12 protein-coding genes and 1 pseudogene are annotated in these 15,998 nt (G+C 73.6%); 7 read left to right on the plus strand and 6 right to left on the minus strand.

Annotated features, from left to right (window positions below):
- Window positions 1-178: 178 nt before the first annotated feature.
- A complete protein-coding gene (locus ABZW18_RS15465) occupies window positions 179-1,117 on the minus strand; it encodes a DUF3027 domain-containing protein (RefSeq protein WP_356187372.1) in 939 nt (312 codons plus the stop codon).
- Between the two features lie 326 nt (window positions 1,118-1,443).
- Here ABZW18_RS15465 and ABZW18_RS15470 point away from each other — a divergent pair, with 326 nt between their 5' ends.
- The 4 genes and pseudogenes from ABZW18_RS15470 (at window position 1,444) to ABZW18_RS15485 (ending at window position 5,501) form a co-directional block, all read left to right on the plus strand.
- A complete protein-coding gene (locus ABZW18_RS15470) occupies window positions 1,444-2,898 on the plus strand; it encodes an MFS transporter (RefSeq protein ID WP_356187375.1) in 1,455 nt (484 codons plus the stop codon).
- 26 nt (window positions 2,899-2,924) lie between these two features.
- Window positions 2,925-3,419, plus strand: coding sequence for a hypothetical protein (locus ABZW18_RS15475; RefSeq protein ID WP_356187378.1), 495 nt, complete (start codon window positions 2,925-2,927; stop codon window positions 3,417-3,419).
- Between the two features lie 634 nt (window positions 3,420-4,053).
- Window positions 4,054-4,644, plus strand: a pseudogene (locus ABZW18_RS15480) (futalosine hydrolase); the annotation flags it as partial.
- Window positions 4,641-5,501, plus strand: a complete 861-nt coding sequence (locus ABZW18_RS15485) for a 1,4-dihydroxy-6-naphthoate synthase (RefSeq protein ID WP_356187381.1) — start codon at window positions 4,641-4,643, stop codon at window positions 5,499-5,501. The pseudogene ABZW18_RS15480 and the gene ABZW18_RS15485, both read left to right, overlap by 4 nt.
- Window positions 5,502-5,528: 27 nt before the next feature.
- On the opposite strand, the gene ABZW18_RS15490 is transcribed toward ABZW18_RS15485, so the two are convergent.
- The gene (locus ABZW18_RS15490) at window positions 5,529-5,912 is read right to left on the minus strand and encodes a cold-shock protein (protein ID WP_356187384.1); all 384 of its coding nucleotides are present in this window, start codon (window positions 5,910-5,912) and stop codon (window positions 5,529-5,531) included.
- A 172-nt stretch (window positions 5,913-6,084) separates the two neighbouring features.
- On the opposite strand from ABZW18_RS15490, the gene ABZW18_RS15495 reads away from it, so the two are divergent.
- The gene (locus ABZW18_RS15495) at window positions 6,085-6,348 is read left to right on the plus strand and encodes a hypothetical protein (RefSeq protein WP_356187387.1); all 264 of its coding nucleotides are present in this window, start codon (window positions 6,085-6,087) and stop codon (window positions 6,346-6,348) included.
- Here the strand turns inward: ABZW18_RS15495 and ABZW18_RS15500 are convergent.
- Window positions 6,315-6,986 (minus strand): haloacid dehalogenase-like hydrolase, encoded by a 672-nt coding sequence (locus ABZW18_RS15500; RefSeq protein ID WP_356187389.1) that lies wholly within the window; start codon window positions 6,984-6,986, stop codon window positions 6,315-6,317. The genes ABZW18_RS15495 and ABZW18_RS15500 overlap by 34 nt on opposite strands.
- 276 nt (window positions 6,987-7,262) lie before the next feature.
- Entirely contained in the window at window positions 7,263-8,291 is a 1,029-nt protein-coding gene (locus ABZW18_RS15505; protein WP_356187392.1) for a hypothetical protein, read from the minus strand.
- An 876-nt stretch (window positions 8,292-9,167) separates the two neighbouring features.
- On the opposite strand from ABZW18_RS15505, the gene ABZW18_RS15510 reads away from it, so the two are divergent.
- Entirely contained in the window at window positions 9,168-12,209 is a 3,042-nt protein-coding gene (locus ABZW18_RS15510; RefSeq protein WP_356187395.1) for a helicase-associated domain-containing protein, read from the plus strand.
- Between the two features lie 295 nt (window positions 12,210-12,504).
- Window positions 12,505-14,154 (plus strand): DNA repair helicase XPB, encoded by a 1,650-nt coding sequence (locus ABZW18_RS15515; RefSeq protein WP_356187398.1) that lies wholly within the window; start codon window positions 12,505-12,507, stop codon window positions 14,152-14,154.
- A gap of 333 nt (window positions 14,155-14,487) precedes the next feature.
- Here ABZW18_RS15515 and ABZW18_RS15520 read toward each other — a convergent pair whose 3' ends face one another.
- Window positions 14,488-14,679: a hypothetical protein gene (locus tag ABZW18_RS15520; RefSeq protein WP_356187401.1), complete on the minus strand. Its 192-nt coding sequence runs from the start codon at window positions 14,677-14,679 to the stop codon at window positions 14,488-14,490.
- 608 nt (window positions 14,680-15,287) lie between these two features.
- On the minus strand, window positions 15,288-15,968 hold the full coding sequence (locus ABZW18_RS15525) for a copper homeostasis protein CutC (RefSeq protein WP_356187404.1): 681 nt from the start codon (window positions 15,966-15,968) through the stop codon (window positions 15,288-15,290).
- Window positions 15,969-15,998 lie beyond the last annotated feature (30 nt).

Here is a 15,998-nt window from a genome sequence, read left to right on the forward strand (position 1 = left end):
CGCGCGCCCCGCACGACGGGGACCGGCCACGGACCGAACGGCTCGCGATGCCCCGCCCGCCCGACCGAGCGTGAGACACGGCGAGCACCCACCGGCCGCCACCGGAGCCAGTTGTTGTCCATTCCACAACCCACCGCGGCAGCGGCCCGGCCGGCGAGGCCAGGTCCGGCGGACGAGGTCAGGAGTGGCCGAGCTCCTCCGCCGGAGTCGTCTCCTCCACCGAGCCGCCCTCCCGGTCCGGATGCAACGGCATCGGGTCCACCTTCGTCTCGTCGATCACCGGCGGCGCCGGCCGCGGAGGCTTCGGCATGACCGCCGCCTCCGAGTGGCCGCCGCAGCCGTACGAGAGGGATACGACCCGGCCGTCCGCCGGGGAGAACTCGTTGGCGCAGATCCCGAACGCCTGTCGCAGCGAGCCCGCGAGCGGCAGGAGAAATGCGCAGGTCACACACGAGGCCGGCGCGGCCTGCGCCATCGGCGTCTTCGCGCCGTACGCCTCGTCCCAGCGGTCCGCCGCCGTGTGGAGCCCGTAGCGGGACAGAACCCGCGCGCGGCGCATGCCCAGCTCCTCGGCCACGGACGCCAGGCTCCCCCTGGCCGGCGGGACCGGCAGCGCGGACGGCGGCACGGCGGACACCTCGGCGTCCTCGGCCTCCGCGAGCTCCCTCAGGTTGCGCGAGTACTCGGCCTCCTCCGAGACCACGGAGTCCGGCGGCGGCGCGTCCTCCCCGGTGAATCCGGGCTCCAGCCGCAGGTCCTCCGCCTCGGTCGGGAGGAGGTCTCCCGGCCCCATGTCGCCGGGGCGCAGACGCTCGCTCCACGGCACCCACTCCGGAGCGAGCATCGCCTCCGGGCCGGGCAGCAGGACCGTCTCGTCGAGGGTGACGAGCTTGGCGCGCGAGGCGCGGGCCAGGGTGACCGCCCACCGCCAGCCGCGGTACGCCGACTCCTTGCAGGCGAAGAAGTGCGTGACGACGCGGTCACCGTCCGCGACCACGCCAAGGTGCTCGCCGACAGAGTCCTCACCTGCGGCTTCCACGGCCGCGGCCAGGGCGAGCTCGACGGCCTCGGCGCACAGGCGGTCAGGGGTACGGCTTCGCATTGTCGCTGCACTCACAAGAATCGATTCTCTCCTACGCCGTCTCACGAGTGCGCCAGCCAACCGGCCGAGCGGCCGGAGGAGCAGCGGGCGGAGCGGACCGGGGGACCGCGTCGACGTCCGCGCCCGATCGGCCTCGGGCGCACCTGTTACAACCCATTCTGCGGGATCGCGGACAGGCGCGCGGCCAAGAACGACCGCCGGTGGCGCGCTAGGCACGCTACCCCCAACGGCGGCGCCGGGCCCACCCTCCCCTCATCTTCGCTCCGCCGACCGCCCACCGGACATGCCGTCGGCGTCGCCGAAACAGCCATGCTGTGGACGGGTTGGGGCAGTATGACGGAGTGGCAGCCGACTGGTCGTCCGACAAATCGGGTCCGCTCCGCCGCGTCGGCGCGGCAGTGGGCCGTGCGCTGCATCTGCCGTTCACCGCCACCGCGCGCGGCATCCGCCGGGCCACCCACGCGCACGGCGCGGGCGAATCTGGTCTCGGCAAGCTGATCGAGCTGCACGCCGTGAACGCCGCCGGCGACATGATGGTCACCGTCGCGCTCGCCTCCACCGTGTTCTTCTCCGTTCCCACCGATGAGGCCCGTGGGCGCGTCGCGCTGTACCTCGCCGTCACCATGGCGCCCTTCATCCTTCTCGCGCCGATCGTCGGCCCGCTCCTGGACCGCCTCCCGCACGGCCGCCGCGCGGCGATGGCGGGCGCCATGCTGACCCGTGCCGTGCTCGCCCTGACCATGTCGAGCGCCGTGTCGACCGGCGGTCTGGAGCTCTACCCGGCGGCGCTCGGGGTGCTGGTCGCCTCCAAGGCGTACGGCGTCGTCCGCAGCGCGGTCGTACCCCGGCTGCTGCCGCCCCGCTTCGCCCTGGTCAAGGCGAATTCCCGGGTGACCCTCGGTGGCCTGCTCGCCACCGGGGTGGCGGCACCCGTCGGAGCGGGGCTGCAGTCCATCGGTTCGGCCTGGCCGCTGTACGGGGCCTGCGTCGTCTTCATCGCGGGGACCGTCCTCGCCTTCACGCTGCCGCACAAGGTGGACTCGGCGAAGGGCGAGGCGAAGGCGCGCTTCATCTCGCATGCCGAATCCGCCCCGAAGGCCGCGAAGCATGACGAGCCCGGCGTGGTCGGGGCCGGCGCGACCCGCGCGCGCCACGCTCCGGCCTGGCTCCTCAGGGTCCAGCGCGGCGGGCCCAAGCGGCCCGGGCTGCGGACGGTCGGGCCGTCCGTACTGCACGGGCTCCAGGCGAACGCCGCCCACCGCGCGCTGTCCGGCTTCCTGATCTTCTTCCTCGCCTTCCTGCTGCGCGAGCATCCGCTGGGCAATCTGAGCGCGGCGGTCTCGCTCGGGATAGTGGGTGTCTCGGCCGGGGTGGGCAACGCTCTCGGCACGGCGGTCGGCGCGTGGCTCAGGGCCCGCGGGCCGGAGATCATCATCGCTACGGTGCTCGGCTTCGCGCTGGGCGTGTGCGTCCTGGCCGCCGCGGTCTTCGTGCCGGTGATGATCGCCGCGATCTGCGCGACCGCCGGGTTCACTCAGGCGTTGTCCAAGCTGTCGCTGGATGCGCTGATCCAGCGGGACGTGCCGGAGCAGGTACGGCCATCCGCGTTCGCCCGCTCGGAGACGCTGCTCCAGATGTCCTGGGTGGTGGGCGGCGCGATCGGTATCTCGCTGCCCCTGCACGGCTCCCTCGGGCTGACCGTGGCGGCCTCGGTGCTCACCCTCGGCGCGGTCCTGAGCGTCCGCGGGCTGCTGAGCGCCGCCCGGCGCGGCACACCGCACCCCCGCGTGGCGTGACCGGAGCAGCCAGATAGCCTTCGCCCATGACCGTTGCGCACTACAGGAGCAAGACCCGCCGCACCGCTGCCGCCGCCGGTGCCGTGGCCCTCGGGCTCGTCGCCCTCTCCGCCTGTGAGAAGCCGACCCCGCTGGCCACCGTCACGGTGGGCTCGAACTCCGTCTCTGCCGAAGCCGCCTGCTACAACGACGGCAAGAAGCTCTCCCAGCAGGAGCTGGGCGACTGCATCGGCAACAAGTCCGAGCACAAGCTGACGGTGAGCGACGGCGAGAAGGTCCGCGTCGGCGTCGAGCCGGAGATCGCCGACACCGGCTGGGCCATGGTGGTCAACGGCCAGGGCACGATGACCGAGGCCAGCAAGGACACCTACCGGACCTTCGACTTCGACCAGATCTTCGCCCCGCAGCAGAGCCAGGCGGGCGCCGCGGGTCCGGCACCGAAGACCGCACAGGTCGCGATCATCCAGCTGGACAAGGCGGGCCAGGCGAAGGGCGCGTGGCAGTTCACCCTGAAGCGGTAGTCCCGACGGACGGCCGCCGACGACGTCCGGGCCGGGCTGATGCGCCTCCTCGTCCTCACGGCAGGAACGGCAGCAGCAGCGGGGCCGGGCCCGTCCGCGCCGACGCGGTGCCGGCAGCAAGCGGCGGGCAGGGGCTGGTGCGCTACGGCCGTCCGCGACCGGCTGGTCCCCGCTGATGCGCGTCCTCGTGGTCACTGCCGTACGGGCGGAATGCGACGCCGTACTCACTGGGCTGCGCGCGGCGCTCCCTGCACCCGCCAATGCGGTCGATGCGGCGGACGCCCCGGTGACAGTCGCGCTGCCCGGCGGCACCCTGCAACGGCTGGCGCTGCCTGCGAGCGGCGCTATAGCCGCCAACAACCCTGACGGCCCCCCGGGCACGTCGCCCGAGGCACCAGCGCCCCGGGCGCGCCTCGCCGGCGCCGCAGCCGTCACCGGCACGTCCGACAGCCGCTCCGGCGCCATCGCCCCGGGCGCGCAGTCCGGCCGCACGGGACTGCCGACCGTCCCGCCCGCCACCGGCGCTTCGGACGCGGGCGGACACGACACCCCGGGCGGGTACGACGCCCCACGCGGGTACGGCGCCCCACGCGGGTACGGCGCCACGGACGCACCGCCCGACCGGGCCGCTCTCACCGTCGACCTGATCGCCGCCGGGGTCGGGCCGGGAGCCGCCGCGGCCGGCGCTGCCGGAGCGGTCTCGGCTGCCGCGGTGGCGGGGCGCCCGTACGACCTCGTCGTCTCGGCCGGGATCGGCGGCGGATTCCCGCCGGTCGCGCTCATCGGGGCCGTGGTCGTCGCGGAGGCGATCGTCGTCGCCGATCTCGGCGCCGAGACGCCCGACGGCTTCCTGCCCGTCACCGAACTGGGCTTCGGCACCACGACGCACCGAGCGCCCGCCGGCCTCTCCCGCGCCGTCGCCGACGCGGCAGCCGCCGTGTACGGGACGATCCTGACCGTGTCGACCGTCACCGGCAGCGCCGGGCGCGCCGCTGAGCTGAGCGGCCGTCATCCCGGGGCCGCGGCCGAGGCCATGGAGGGCTTCGGCGTCGCCGAGGCCGCCGCCGCGCACGGGCTGCCGGTGCTGGAGATCCGCGCGGTCTCCAACGCCGTGGGCCCCCGCGACCGCGCTGCCTGGCGGATCGGCGAAGCGCTGGAAGCCCTCGCGCGGGCCTGCGGCGCGCTCGTGTCCGTACTGGACGAATGGGAGGGGCCCATCTCATGAGCGACACCGTGCGAATCGCGTACTCGCCGTGCCCGAACGACACCTTCGTCTTCCACGCGTGGGCGCATGGTCTGGTCCCGGGCGCACCCGGGCTGGACGTGACGTTCGCGGACATCGACATCACCAACGGCATGGCCGAGCGCGGCGAGCTGGATGTGCTCAAGGTGTCCTACGCCGTGCTGCCGTGGATCCTCGACGCGTACGCGCTGCTGCCCTGCGGCGGGGCGCTCGGCCGTGGCTGCGGGCCGCTCGTGCTGACGCGGGAGCCCGGTGAGGCGGCGCGGCTGGAGGGGAGGACCGTCGCGGTGCCCAGTGAGCGGTCCACCGCGTATCTGCTGTTCCGGCTGTGGGCCGCCGACATGCTCCCCGGTGGGGTCGGCGAGGTCGTCGTGCTGCCGTTCCACGAGATCATGCCCGCGGTGCGCGACGGCAAGGTCGACGCCGGGCTCGTCATCCACGAGGCCCGCTTCACCTACCAGGACTACGGCCTGCACTGCCTCGCCGACATGGGTGAGCACTGGGAGACCACCACCGGGCTCCCGATCCCGCTCGGCGCGATCGTCGCCAAGCGGGAGCTGGGCGAGCAGCGGCTGCGGCAGCTGGCCGACGCGGCGCGGACGTCCGTACGGATGGCGTGGGCGGATCCGGAGGCCTCGAGGCCGTATGTGCTGGAGCACGCCCAGGAGATGGACCCGGCCGTCGCCGACCAGCACATCGGCCTGTACGTCAACGAGTTCACCGCGGGCCTCGGCGAGGACGGCTACGCGGCGGTGCACGGACTGCTCACACGTGCGGCGGCCGAGGGGCTCGTACCTCCCCTCGGCCGCGACGCGCTGAGCTTCGTCCGGCCCGGCTGAAAGAGCCGGACCGGCTGAGGCCGGCCGCTATACGTCCAGCTGGTCGGCGACCGCGCGCAGCATGCCCGCGATCTTGTGGCCGTGCGGTTTGTCGGGGTAGCGCCCGCGCTCGAGCTGCTGTGTGACGCTCTCCAGCAGCGTGGTGAGGTCCTGGACGATCGACGCCAGCTCGTCCGGCTTGCGGCGCTGCGCGGCGGCGACCGACGGGGCCGGGTCGAGAACGGTCACGGACAGCGCCTGATCGCCGCGGTTGCCGGCCACCACACCGAACTCGACGCGCTGACCCGGCTTGAGTGTGTCCACTCCGGCTGGGAGCACGGAGGAGTGCACGAAGACGTCGCCGCCGTCGTCGCGGGAGAGAAAGCCGAAGCCCTTCTCGCTGTTGAACCACTTGACCTTGCCGGTAGGCACGTCTGTCCTCGTCCTCGTTGCTCGTCGGGGAAAAACAAACACAAAACAGCTCTGGATAGCAGTACAGCGGGCCGTGAGACCCGCCTGGTCCAAGGCTAATGGTCCCGTGCCTGGTGACAAGACGTCGCCGGGTGGTTCCTCAGCGCTCCTGGACCCGATCTACCCTGGTCGGGTGAGCAACACACCTTCCTCCCCCGGTGATCGCCTCGTACGTATCGGCGCGATCGTCTTCGTCATCGGCGCGGTGGCCACTCTGGCCACCGTCGCTCCGCTCTTCCTGAACATGGCAGGCCTGGGAGTCGAGCCGCTTCCGTCGGCCGCGTACTTCGTCTGCATGCTGATGGGGGTGGGCTTCGCCATCGCCGCCGCGGGGGTGCTGCGGTCGGTCGCCGCGCAGCGCCGTCAGGCCGAGTCGGCCACGCGTTCCGCCGCGTAGCTCTCGAGCCAGTCCGGGAAGCAGGTCAGGTCGTCCAGTACGACGTCGGCGCCCGCCGCGCGCAGTTCGGCTGCGTCACACGGCCCGGTGGGGACCGCGACGGACAGCGCACCGGCTGTGCGCGCGGCGCGGACGTCGCCGATGTGGTCCCCGACGTAGACCGACGCGCCGTGCTCGCGCAGCGCCTCCCCCTTGGCCTCGGCCCACAGCCAGCCGACCACGGCGTCGGGCTCCATGCCCAGGTGCGCGAGGTGAAGCTTGGCGTTGGGTTCGTGCTTGGCGGTGACGACGATCGCGCGTCCCCGCCCGTCCTCCGCCGAGACGGATCCCAGCCGCCACACGGCCGATATGGCCTCATGGGCCCCGGGCATGGCGGGCGTCGGGGCGATGGCGAAGAGGGGGTAGATCTCGCGGTAGCGGTCGCCCATGGTCCGGATCCGATCATCCGGAAACCAGTGCGCGAGCTCCTGCTCCAGCGGCGGTCCGAGCCGGGTGATGGCGAGATCGGCGTCGATGTACGCCCCGGTCTCGGCGGACAGCGCCTCGTAGGCGGCCTTGATGCCGGGGCGGGAGTCGATCAGCGTCATGTCGAGGTCGAAGCCGACGGTCAGGGGAGCGGTCCGGGGGTGCGTGGCCATGCCCGCCATTGTGCCCACGCTCCTCGAGGACCTCGGCGTGGGCCGCCCGAAGGCCGTCGAGGAGGCCGAGGACGGCACCCGAAGAAGGCCAGGAGACCCGGATCACCGGCAGAACATGAAGGCAGTCAAGGCCCTGGAGGGACCGGGCTTGCCTGCTCGGTCGCTTCAAGCCGGGTCACGCTCCCGGTCTGTCGTGGATCCGGGACATCGGCTGCACCGCCGCGGACAAGATCCTCGAGGAACTGCGGTCCGACCTGACCGGATGACCCGGGCGCGTCACTGCCGCCGCCTCGCCCTCCACACCAGGTAGAGCGCCGAGGCGGCGGCAGCCGTACGCACGGCCACGGGCCAGGTCTCGAGCAGCGCATCGCCCATCCCGCCGTGCGGGATCGGCTCGCCCCAGCGCCCGTTGACCCGCCCCCACAGCCAGAGGACGGCGCTCGCCGCGACGAGGCCCGGCAGCCCGAGCGCGGCCCACTTCGCCTCGGCGCGCGAGAGCTGGCGGGTGCCGTACGCGATGACCCAGCCGAGGCCGAGCGCGATGAGGTTGCCGAGGACAGCGCCTACGACGAGGAAACCGGCGGCCAGCAGCAGGAGCGGGCTGGGCATGGCGCGCGCGGCCTTCTTCTCGACCGCTGCCGCCTTCCGGCGCCGGGAGATCACGCGCCGCAGCAGTCCCGGCCCGCGCACTGCCTCCGCTCCGGCCTCCTCCGCCTCGGCCGCCTCCACGACCTCCTCGGTCGCCTCGGCACGCGGCGGCTTGAGTATCTCGGGGATCTCGATCCCGCCGGTGAACCCCGGTACGGACTCCCCCGGGCTGCCGAACGGTCCCGGCTCCAGCCGCCACCAGTCGGGGCGTGCATCGCTCGGGCCCAACTCGTCCTCACCCGCGAGATGCGGCGGCGACGCGCCCCCGAACGCGGGCAACGGCGGTCCTCCGGTATCCGCAACCGGCCCGGAGTCCTGACGCGGCGCCGGCACCCGGCCACCCAGTCCCGTGCGCTGCGCAAAGCCGCTGAACCGGCTGCGGGCGGCGGGGGGTTCGGCAGGCTCGGCCGGCGCCGCGGACGCCCCACCGACGGGCCCACCCGCCGCATCCACCACCTCGGAGGGCGGGCCCAGCTTGCCGAGAATCCGCTTCACCGCGGCGGGCGTATCGGGAACACCAGCACGTTGCTGCTCGATCTCGGTGCGCACCTTGGAGACCAGGCGCATCCGATCGCCGGACGGCAACTGCCGCTGCTGAGCCAGGTCGCCAACCCGGCTCAGATAGTCATAAACGAGCTGATCGCTCTCGATCCCCACCAAATCCCCTGCGGGCGCGTGGATTTACTGACGGCACTGCCTCGACGGTACCGGCTTTTCCCCACCACCCCGGACGGACACGTGCGGCGACAGGGCCCGTGACCCAACACGACCGGCACCAGACCCACGGGCGAACGATCGGCCCACCATCGGACCCGGGGGCGGGCACGTCTCCCCGAGGTTGTGCCCACCGCTGGTTGTGGTCGGGCCTCGCGACACGGGCGAGTGGCGCCGCTCGGTTGGGAGGCGTTGAGGCGGCGTGGCCGGTCGGCGGTGCGGAGGACGTTCGTGGGTGGCAGGGGACCTCTTTTGCGGGGCGCCCCCACGGGCGGCCACCGGGGGAAGGGGCCGAAGGACCGGACGCCCCCACCCCGGAGCCACCGGCCCGGAGACCCTGGCCCCGCAACTCCCCCGCCGGGCCGCCGGGCCGCCGGGGGGAGGGGACGGGGTCGGAGGGGTGGGGGTTCCGGGAAGCTGCCGTGTATTTGTGGGCCCCCAGGGCCCGTAAATATACGTTCCCGGACGCCCCCACCCCGGAGGCCCCGGCCCCGCAACCCAAAACACACCGACCCAACCGGCCACCGACCCGCACCCCGCAGGGGACCCGCACAAGCACCGACACAGGCACCGGCACCGCGGATCCACACTCGCACCCCCGCAGGGAACCCGCACCCGCACCGCAGGGAACCCGCACCGGCACCGCAGGGAACCCACACCCGCACCGCAGGGAACCCACACCCGCACCGCAGGGAACCCACACCCGCACCGCAGGGAACCCACACCCGCACCGCAGGGAACCCACACCGCGGAGCGGCCCGCCCGGCGAGGGCACCAGCACACCCCACCCCCCACAGCGAAGCGGCTATCGTGGGGCGGATGACCAGCGAGCGGAACCGGGAGGCGCGCGTGCCGACAGAGCCCCGCCGCGGCACCGCCAGCGGCAGCCCCGGCAACCGCCGCCCCAGCAGCCCCGACAGCCCCGTCGGCCCCAGGGACGACCCCGGCGGCGGCCCCGACCCGACCTCCCCGGGCACCAACCCAGCCGGCACCGACCCCACCGGCACCCGCCCCACCACCCCCCGCACCCTCGCCGAAGAGCTCCGCACCCGCCCCGACGAAGACCTCGCCGGACTCCTCCGCGCCCGCCCCGACCTGCTCTCCCCGGTCCCCAACGACCTCACCCAGCTCGCCACCCGCGCCGGCACCCGCGCTTCCGTCGTACGGGCCCTGGAGCGGCTGGACCGGTTCGCGCTCCAGACCGCCGAGGCTCTCGCGGTCGCGCCCGACCCGAGCCCGTACGCCACGCTGCTCGGCCTGATGGCGGGCGACTCCGGTGACGAGGAGGCCGAGCGAGAGCTCCCCCGCGCCATCGCCACCCTCCGCGCGCAGGCGCTCGTCTGGGGCGGGGACGACCGTCTCCACCTCGTGCGCACGGCCCGCGAACTGCTCTCCCCCGGAGTCCCCCGCACGCACGGGTCGGGCGCCGCGGGCCCCTCCCCCACCGGCCTCGGCCCGACCGTCACGGAGGCCACCGCCGGGATGTCCCCGGGGCGGCTCCAGGAGATCGTCGCCACCGCCGGGCTGCCGGCCACCCACGACCCGGTGACCGCCGTCCAAGCGCTCACCGCCCTCTTCTCCGACCGCGAACGGATGGCCGCACTGCTCGCGCAGGCGCCGGAGGAGTCGCGGCAGACGCTCGCCCGGCTGGTCTGGGGACCTCCGTACGGAACCGTGCCCGCCGAGCCGTCCGCGCCCGTCCGCTGGCTCATCGCCCGCGGGCTGCTCCTGCCCACCGCCCCCGGCACCGTCGTCCTGCCGCGGGAAGTCGCCCTGCATCTGCGCGGCGGCCGCGCGCACCGCGTCACGGAGCCGGTGCCGCCGACCATCGTGCCCGCGGCCGGGCACCGCCCGGGACCGGTGGACGCGACGGCGGCGGGCCAGGCACTGACGGCGCTCGCCACGGTGGAGGATCTGCTCAAGACCTGGGACGCGGGCGGGCCCGCCGTTCTGCGCGCGGGCGGGCTGAGCGTCCGCGACCTCAAGCGGACCGCCACCGCACTCGACACGGACGAACAGACGGCAGCCTTCTGGCTCGAACTCGCTTACGCCGCCGGGCTGCTGGCCTCCGACGGCGAGGCGGACGAGCGGTTCGCGCCGACCCCGGCGTACGACGAATGGCTTCGGCTGCCCGCCGAGGAGCGCTGGGTGGTGCTCGCCACGGCGTGGCTGGCGGCCACCCGTACGGCGGGCCTGGTCGGCGCCCAGGACGCGAAGGGGCGCACCCTCGCCGCGTTGGGCCCGGGCCTCGACCGCTCTCCGGCCCCGTCGATCCGCCGCCGCACCCTCGAACTCCTCGCCTTCCTCCCGCAGAGCGCATCGGCTGACCCGGAGTCGCTGCTGGCACGACTGCGCTGGGAACACGGATCACCCTCGGGTACGGGTACGGCACCCCCATCACCCCGGTCGGTCACCGATACGGAGCCCGACGGGCACGCCGTCGTGCCGACAACCCCGACCGGCCCGGGTGCCGGAGCCGGGGCGCGTGCGCGCGGGGCCACCGCGACCGGCGCGTACGGCGGCCTGGGCACCACCACCCGTGCGGACTCCGCCACCACCCGTGCGGACTCCGCCACCACCCGTGCGGACTCCGCCACCACCCGGGCGGACTCCGCCGCCACCACCCGGGCGGGCTCCGCCGCGTCCCGGATCGCAGCCGCCGACCGGCCGTCCCCCTCAGCCTCAGCAGCTGCCCAGGGGCCTGCCTCCGCCGAAGATCTCCGCTCCCGCATCGCCCGGTGGACCCTGGCCGAGGCCGAACTCCTCGGCGTCACAGGGCGCGGCGCCCTCTCGGCGCACGGCCGCGCCCTGATGGGCATCCAGGACTCGCAGGACACACAGGACTCGCACGAAGCTCAGCAGGACACGCCGGGCTCGCAGCCGTCGGGCGATCCCGCCCGTGCCGCCGCGCTGCTCGCGCCCCAACTGCCGGAGCCGCTCGACCACGTACTCCTCCAGGCCGACCTGACCGCCGTCGCGCCCGGACCGCTGGAGCGCCGGCTCGCCGAGATGCTCGGGGTTCTGGCCGATGTCGAGTCGAAGGGCGGCGCGACGGTCTACCGGTTCACTCCGGGTTCCGTACGCCGCGCACTCGACGCCGGGCAGACCGCCGGCGATCTGCACGCTTTCCTCGCCGAGCACTCCCGTACGCCGGTGCCGCAGCCGCTCAGCTATCTCATCGACGATGTGGCTCGTAAGCACGGCCACCTCCGTATCGGTGCCGCGTCCGCGTACGTGCGCTGCGACGACGACGCGCTGCTCGCGGAGATCGTCGCCGACCGGCGGTCGGCGGGGCTGCGGCTGCGCCGTCTCGCACCGACCGTGCTGGCCGCGCAGGCCACGCCCGACCTGCTGCTGGAACGGCTGCGCGAGATGGGGTACGCGCCGGCGGCCGAGTCCGCCGAAGGCGATGTGCTGGTGACCCGCGCCGACGCCCACCGCACCCCGCCGCGCACGGCGCCCGCCCCCGTACCGGGCGGCCCGCCCCTCCCCGACCACACCCTGCTCGGCGCGGCGGTCAGGGCGATCCGCGCGGGCGACCTCGCGGCGACGGCGGTCCGCAGGCCGGCACCGGCGGCCGCGGCGGCGACCGGCCGGACCGCGGCGCGTGCCGACAGCGGCCGGCTTCCGCGCACCACCTCCGCCGAGACTCTCGCCACCATGCAGGCGGCCGCCCTCACCAGCAGCGCGGTCTGGATCGGCTACGTCAACGCGGACGGTGCGGCCAGCCAGCGTGTGATCGCGCCGGTGCGTGTGGAGGGCGGATTCGTCACGGCGTTCGACCACACGGCGGACGAAGTGCGCACGTATCCTCTGCACCGCATCACCGGTGTCGCCGAACTCGCCGACGAACCGACGTAACCGACGGAGCCGACGAACCGACGGAGCCGACGGAGCCGACGGAGCCGACGGAGGCACGTAAGCGACGCGACACGTAGCCGACACGGGCGAGGCGGCGGCTCATGGCGCAGCCGAAGCTGCCCGATGCGATCCGAGACACCCGGGACCACCGATGCGCCCGGGGCACCCGGGGCACCCGAGGTGTGCCCGCCCCACCAACGACCGCCGCCGCGACCTCCGCGGATGCGACACTGGATGTTTGGCCTCGCCGGCCGTACCGGCCACCCGGGCCGCATCACCGTAGAAAGGGCCAGGCGTGAACGGACCTCTCATCGTCCAGAGCGACAAGACGCTGCTCCTGGAAGTCGACCACGAGCAGGCGGACGCATGCCGCCGCGCCATCGCGCCCTTCGCTGAGCTGGAGCGCGCTCCCGAGCACATCCACACCTACCGGGTGACCCCGCTCGGCCTGTGGAATGCCCGAGCCGCCGGACACGACGCCGAGCAGGTCGTCGACGCGCTCGTCGAGCACTCCCGCTACCCGGTGCCGCACGCCCTGCTCGTCGACGTCGCCGAGACGATGGCCCGCTACGGCCGGCTGCGGCTCCTCAAGCACCCCACCCACGGCCTCGTCCTGGAGTCCACCGACCGCCCGGTCCTGGAGGAGATCCTCCGCTCCAGGAAGATCCAGCCCCTCGTCGGCATCCGCGTCGACTCCGACACGGTCGCCGTGCACCCCTCCGAGCGCGGCCAGATCAAGCAGACCCTCCTCAAGCTCGGCTGGCCCGCCGAGGACCTGGCCGGTTACGTCGACGGCGAGGCGCACGCCATCGAGCTGCACGAGGACACCTGGGCGCTGCGCCCGTACCAGAAGCAGGCCGTCGAGGGCTTCTGGCACGGCGGCTCCGGCGTCGTCGTGCTGCCCTGCGGCGCGGGCAAGACGCTCGTGGGCGCAGGCGCGATGGCCACCGCCAAATCCACCACCCTCATCCTCGTCACGAACACCGTCTCCGCCCGTCAGTGGAAGTCCGAGCTGATCAAGCGCACCTCGCTCACCGAGGAGGAGATCGGCGAGTACAGCGGCACCCGCAAGGAGATCCGGCCGGTCACTATCGCCACGTACCAGGTCCTCACCACCAGGCGGAAGGGCGTCTATCAGCACCTGGAGCTGTTCGACTCCCGCGACTGGGGCCTGATCGTCTACGACGAGGTGCATCTGCTGCCCGCACCGGTCTTCAAGTTCACCGCCGATCTCCAGGCCCGTCGCCGCCTCGGTCTCACCGCCACCCTCGTACGGGAGGACGGCCGTGAGTCGGACGTCTTCTCGCTCATCGGTCCGAAGCGCTTCGACGCGCCCTGGAAGGAGATCGAGGCGCAGGGCTACATCGCGCCGGCCGACTGCGTCGAGGTCCGGGTGAACCTCACCGACGCCGAGCGGCTGGCATACGCCACCGCCGAGACCGAGGAGAAGTACCGCTACTGCGCGACGACCGACACCAAGCGCCAGGTCACCGAAGCGCTGGTCGAGCGGCACCGGGGCCAGCAGACGCTGGTCATCGGCCAGTACATCGACCAGCTCGACGAGCTGGGCGAACATCTCGACGCCCCCGTCATCAAGGGCGAGACGACCAATGCCCAGCGCGAGAAGCTCTTCGAGGCCTTCCGGCAGGGCGAGCTCAGCGTCCTGGTCGTGTCCAAGGTGGCGAACTTCTCGATCGACCTGCCGGAGGCGACCGTCGCGATCCAGGTGTCGGGGACGTTCGGCTCCCGGCAGGAGGAGGCGCAGCGCCTCGGCCGCGTGCTGCGTCCGAAGGCGGACGGCCACCCGGCGGTCTTCTACTCGGTCGTGGCCCGCGACACGATCGACCAGGACTTCGCGGCGCACCGCCAGCGGTTCCTGGCCGAGCAGGGCTACGCATACCGGATTGTGGACGCGGACGAGCTGCTGGCGTCGGACGACGTCTAGCCCGCCCTGGCCAAGCCCGCCCTGGCCTGCCTTCCTTCCGGCCTGGGCCGCCCTTACCCCGGCCTGCCCTTCCCCTGGCCTGGCCGGCCCACTTCCGGGTGGGGGCGGCAGGGGCGGTGACGACTTTTGTGGGGGCGGCAGGGGCGGTGACGACGGCACGGTAACGGGCCCAGGCGTACTCGTGCCGCGGCTGCCCCGCACAGGGCCGCCGGGCCCGGGTGTGCTCCTGCCGCGCCTGCCGGACCGCCGCGACGCCCGCGCAGGCAGCACCCCGAGCCCCGGCGCAGGCGCGCAGGCGTGCGATGACGCGGTGCGTCTCCGGCCGCGTCGGGTTCAGCGTCGTATCACCGGTTCCGGCTCGGCGAATTCGCCGAGGACGACCACGCTGAACGCCGCGCCCGCGTACACGCGGATGGCGCGCAGCGCGTTGCCCAGTACGTGCCGGTGGTGATCGAAGCCGTTGCTCAGGGCGGTGCTGCCGCGAAGGGGGGAGCGGTGGGCCGGGGTGAACGATGCGGTCCTCATATCCCCCATGATGGGATTCACCCGTTCAGAGCACATCGGTCCGCAGACGGAGCCCGCCGTACGGGCCGGTCCACCCGCAGACGCAGCCCGGTCCCCCTACTGGAGGGGACGGACCCCGAGCCGGCGTCAGGGGCATCCCGGGCTCCGGAAAAAGAGGACGGGGTTGCGGCGGCTGTATGTGGCGCTGACTCGCGCGGTGTCGGGGCTGGTGCTGGTCCACGCGGCTTCCCTGCCGGGGGCGTTGGGCGGGGGCGCCGGTCACTGAGGGCTGGGGCGCTCGGCGGCGGGCTCGGCGCCGGGCGATCGGGGCGTGCATCCCGAATCGGGCACTGCCTCCCCCGTGGGTGGTTCGGGCGCCGGAGCCTCCGGAGTGGGGGCCTGGAACGTGTATTTACGGGCGTGGCGGCCCACCGGCAGCTTCCAGCCCCCGCCCCTCCGACCTCGTCACCGTCCCGCCGGTGGGCACCCTCGGGTCCGTCCCCTGCGCCATGCCCGACAGCCGGGAGCCCTCCCGCCGGTCGGCGGCTGCCGCGCCGTACGCGTCGGGCGGCTCGTACCCGCATCGTGGCGTGAGCGGCGTCGTCGGGATGAGCGGCCCGTCGTCGGGATCAGAGTGCCTCGCGCCACTCCTGGACCGCCGCCGGCGAAACCGGGTTCGCCCAGCCCGCAGGGCGCGCCGCCCCGCCGATATGGAAGGCGTCGATTCCGGCGGCGCGCAGCGTGCTCACGTGGTCGAGGCGCAGGCCGCCGCCGACCACGATCCGTGGCTCGTAGCCCGGCTCTCCGCTCCGGGCCGCCTCCGCGAGGAGCGTCGGGAGGCCGTCGTCGACGCCGCTCGGCGAACCGGCCGTCAGATAGGCGTCCAGGCCGGGGATGCCCGCGAGCTGCTTGCGCAGCGCGTCGCGGTTGCCCGCCCGGTCGATGGCCCGGTGGAAGGTCCACCGGCACGGCTCGATCACGGCGACCAGCATCTCCACCGCGACCAGATCCGGGTGCCCCGCGTGGTCCAGAAAGCCGAGCACGAACTCCTCGGCCCCTTCTGTACGCAGCTCCTCCGCCTCCGCGCACAGCGCGTGCAGACCGCCGGCCGAGAAGCCCTGCTCCGCACGGAGCATCACCCGCAGCGGGATGTCCACGGCGCCGCGGATCTCGGCGAAGACCTTGCGGGACGGGGTCAGCCCATCGGCCGCCATATCGGTCGCCAGTTCGAGACGGTCCGCACCTCCCGACTGTGCGGCGACCGCGTCCTCGGCGTCGAGGGCGACCACCTCAAGGATTGGTCTAGACATATATCCAAGGTTGCCACACTGTGGGCCACG

Origin of the sequence: Streptomyces sp. NPDC004647, from assembly GCF_040609575.1 — a bacterium.
In the GTDB taxonomy this organism is placed as follows: domain Bacteria; phylum Actinomycetota; class Actinomycetes; order Streptomycetales; family Streptomycetaceae; genus Streptomyces.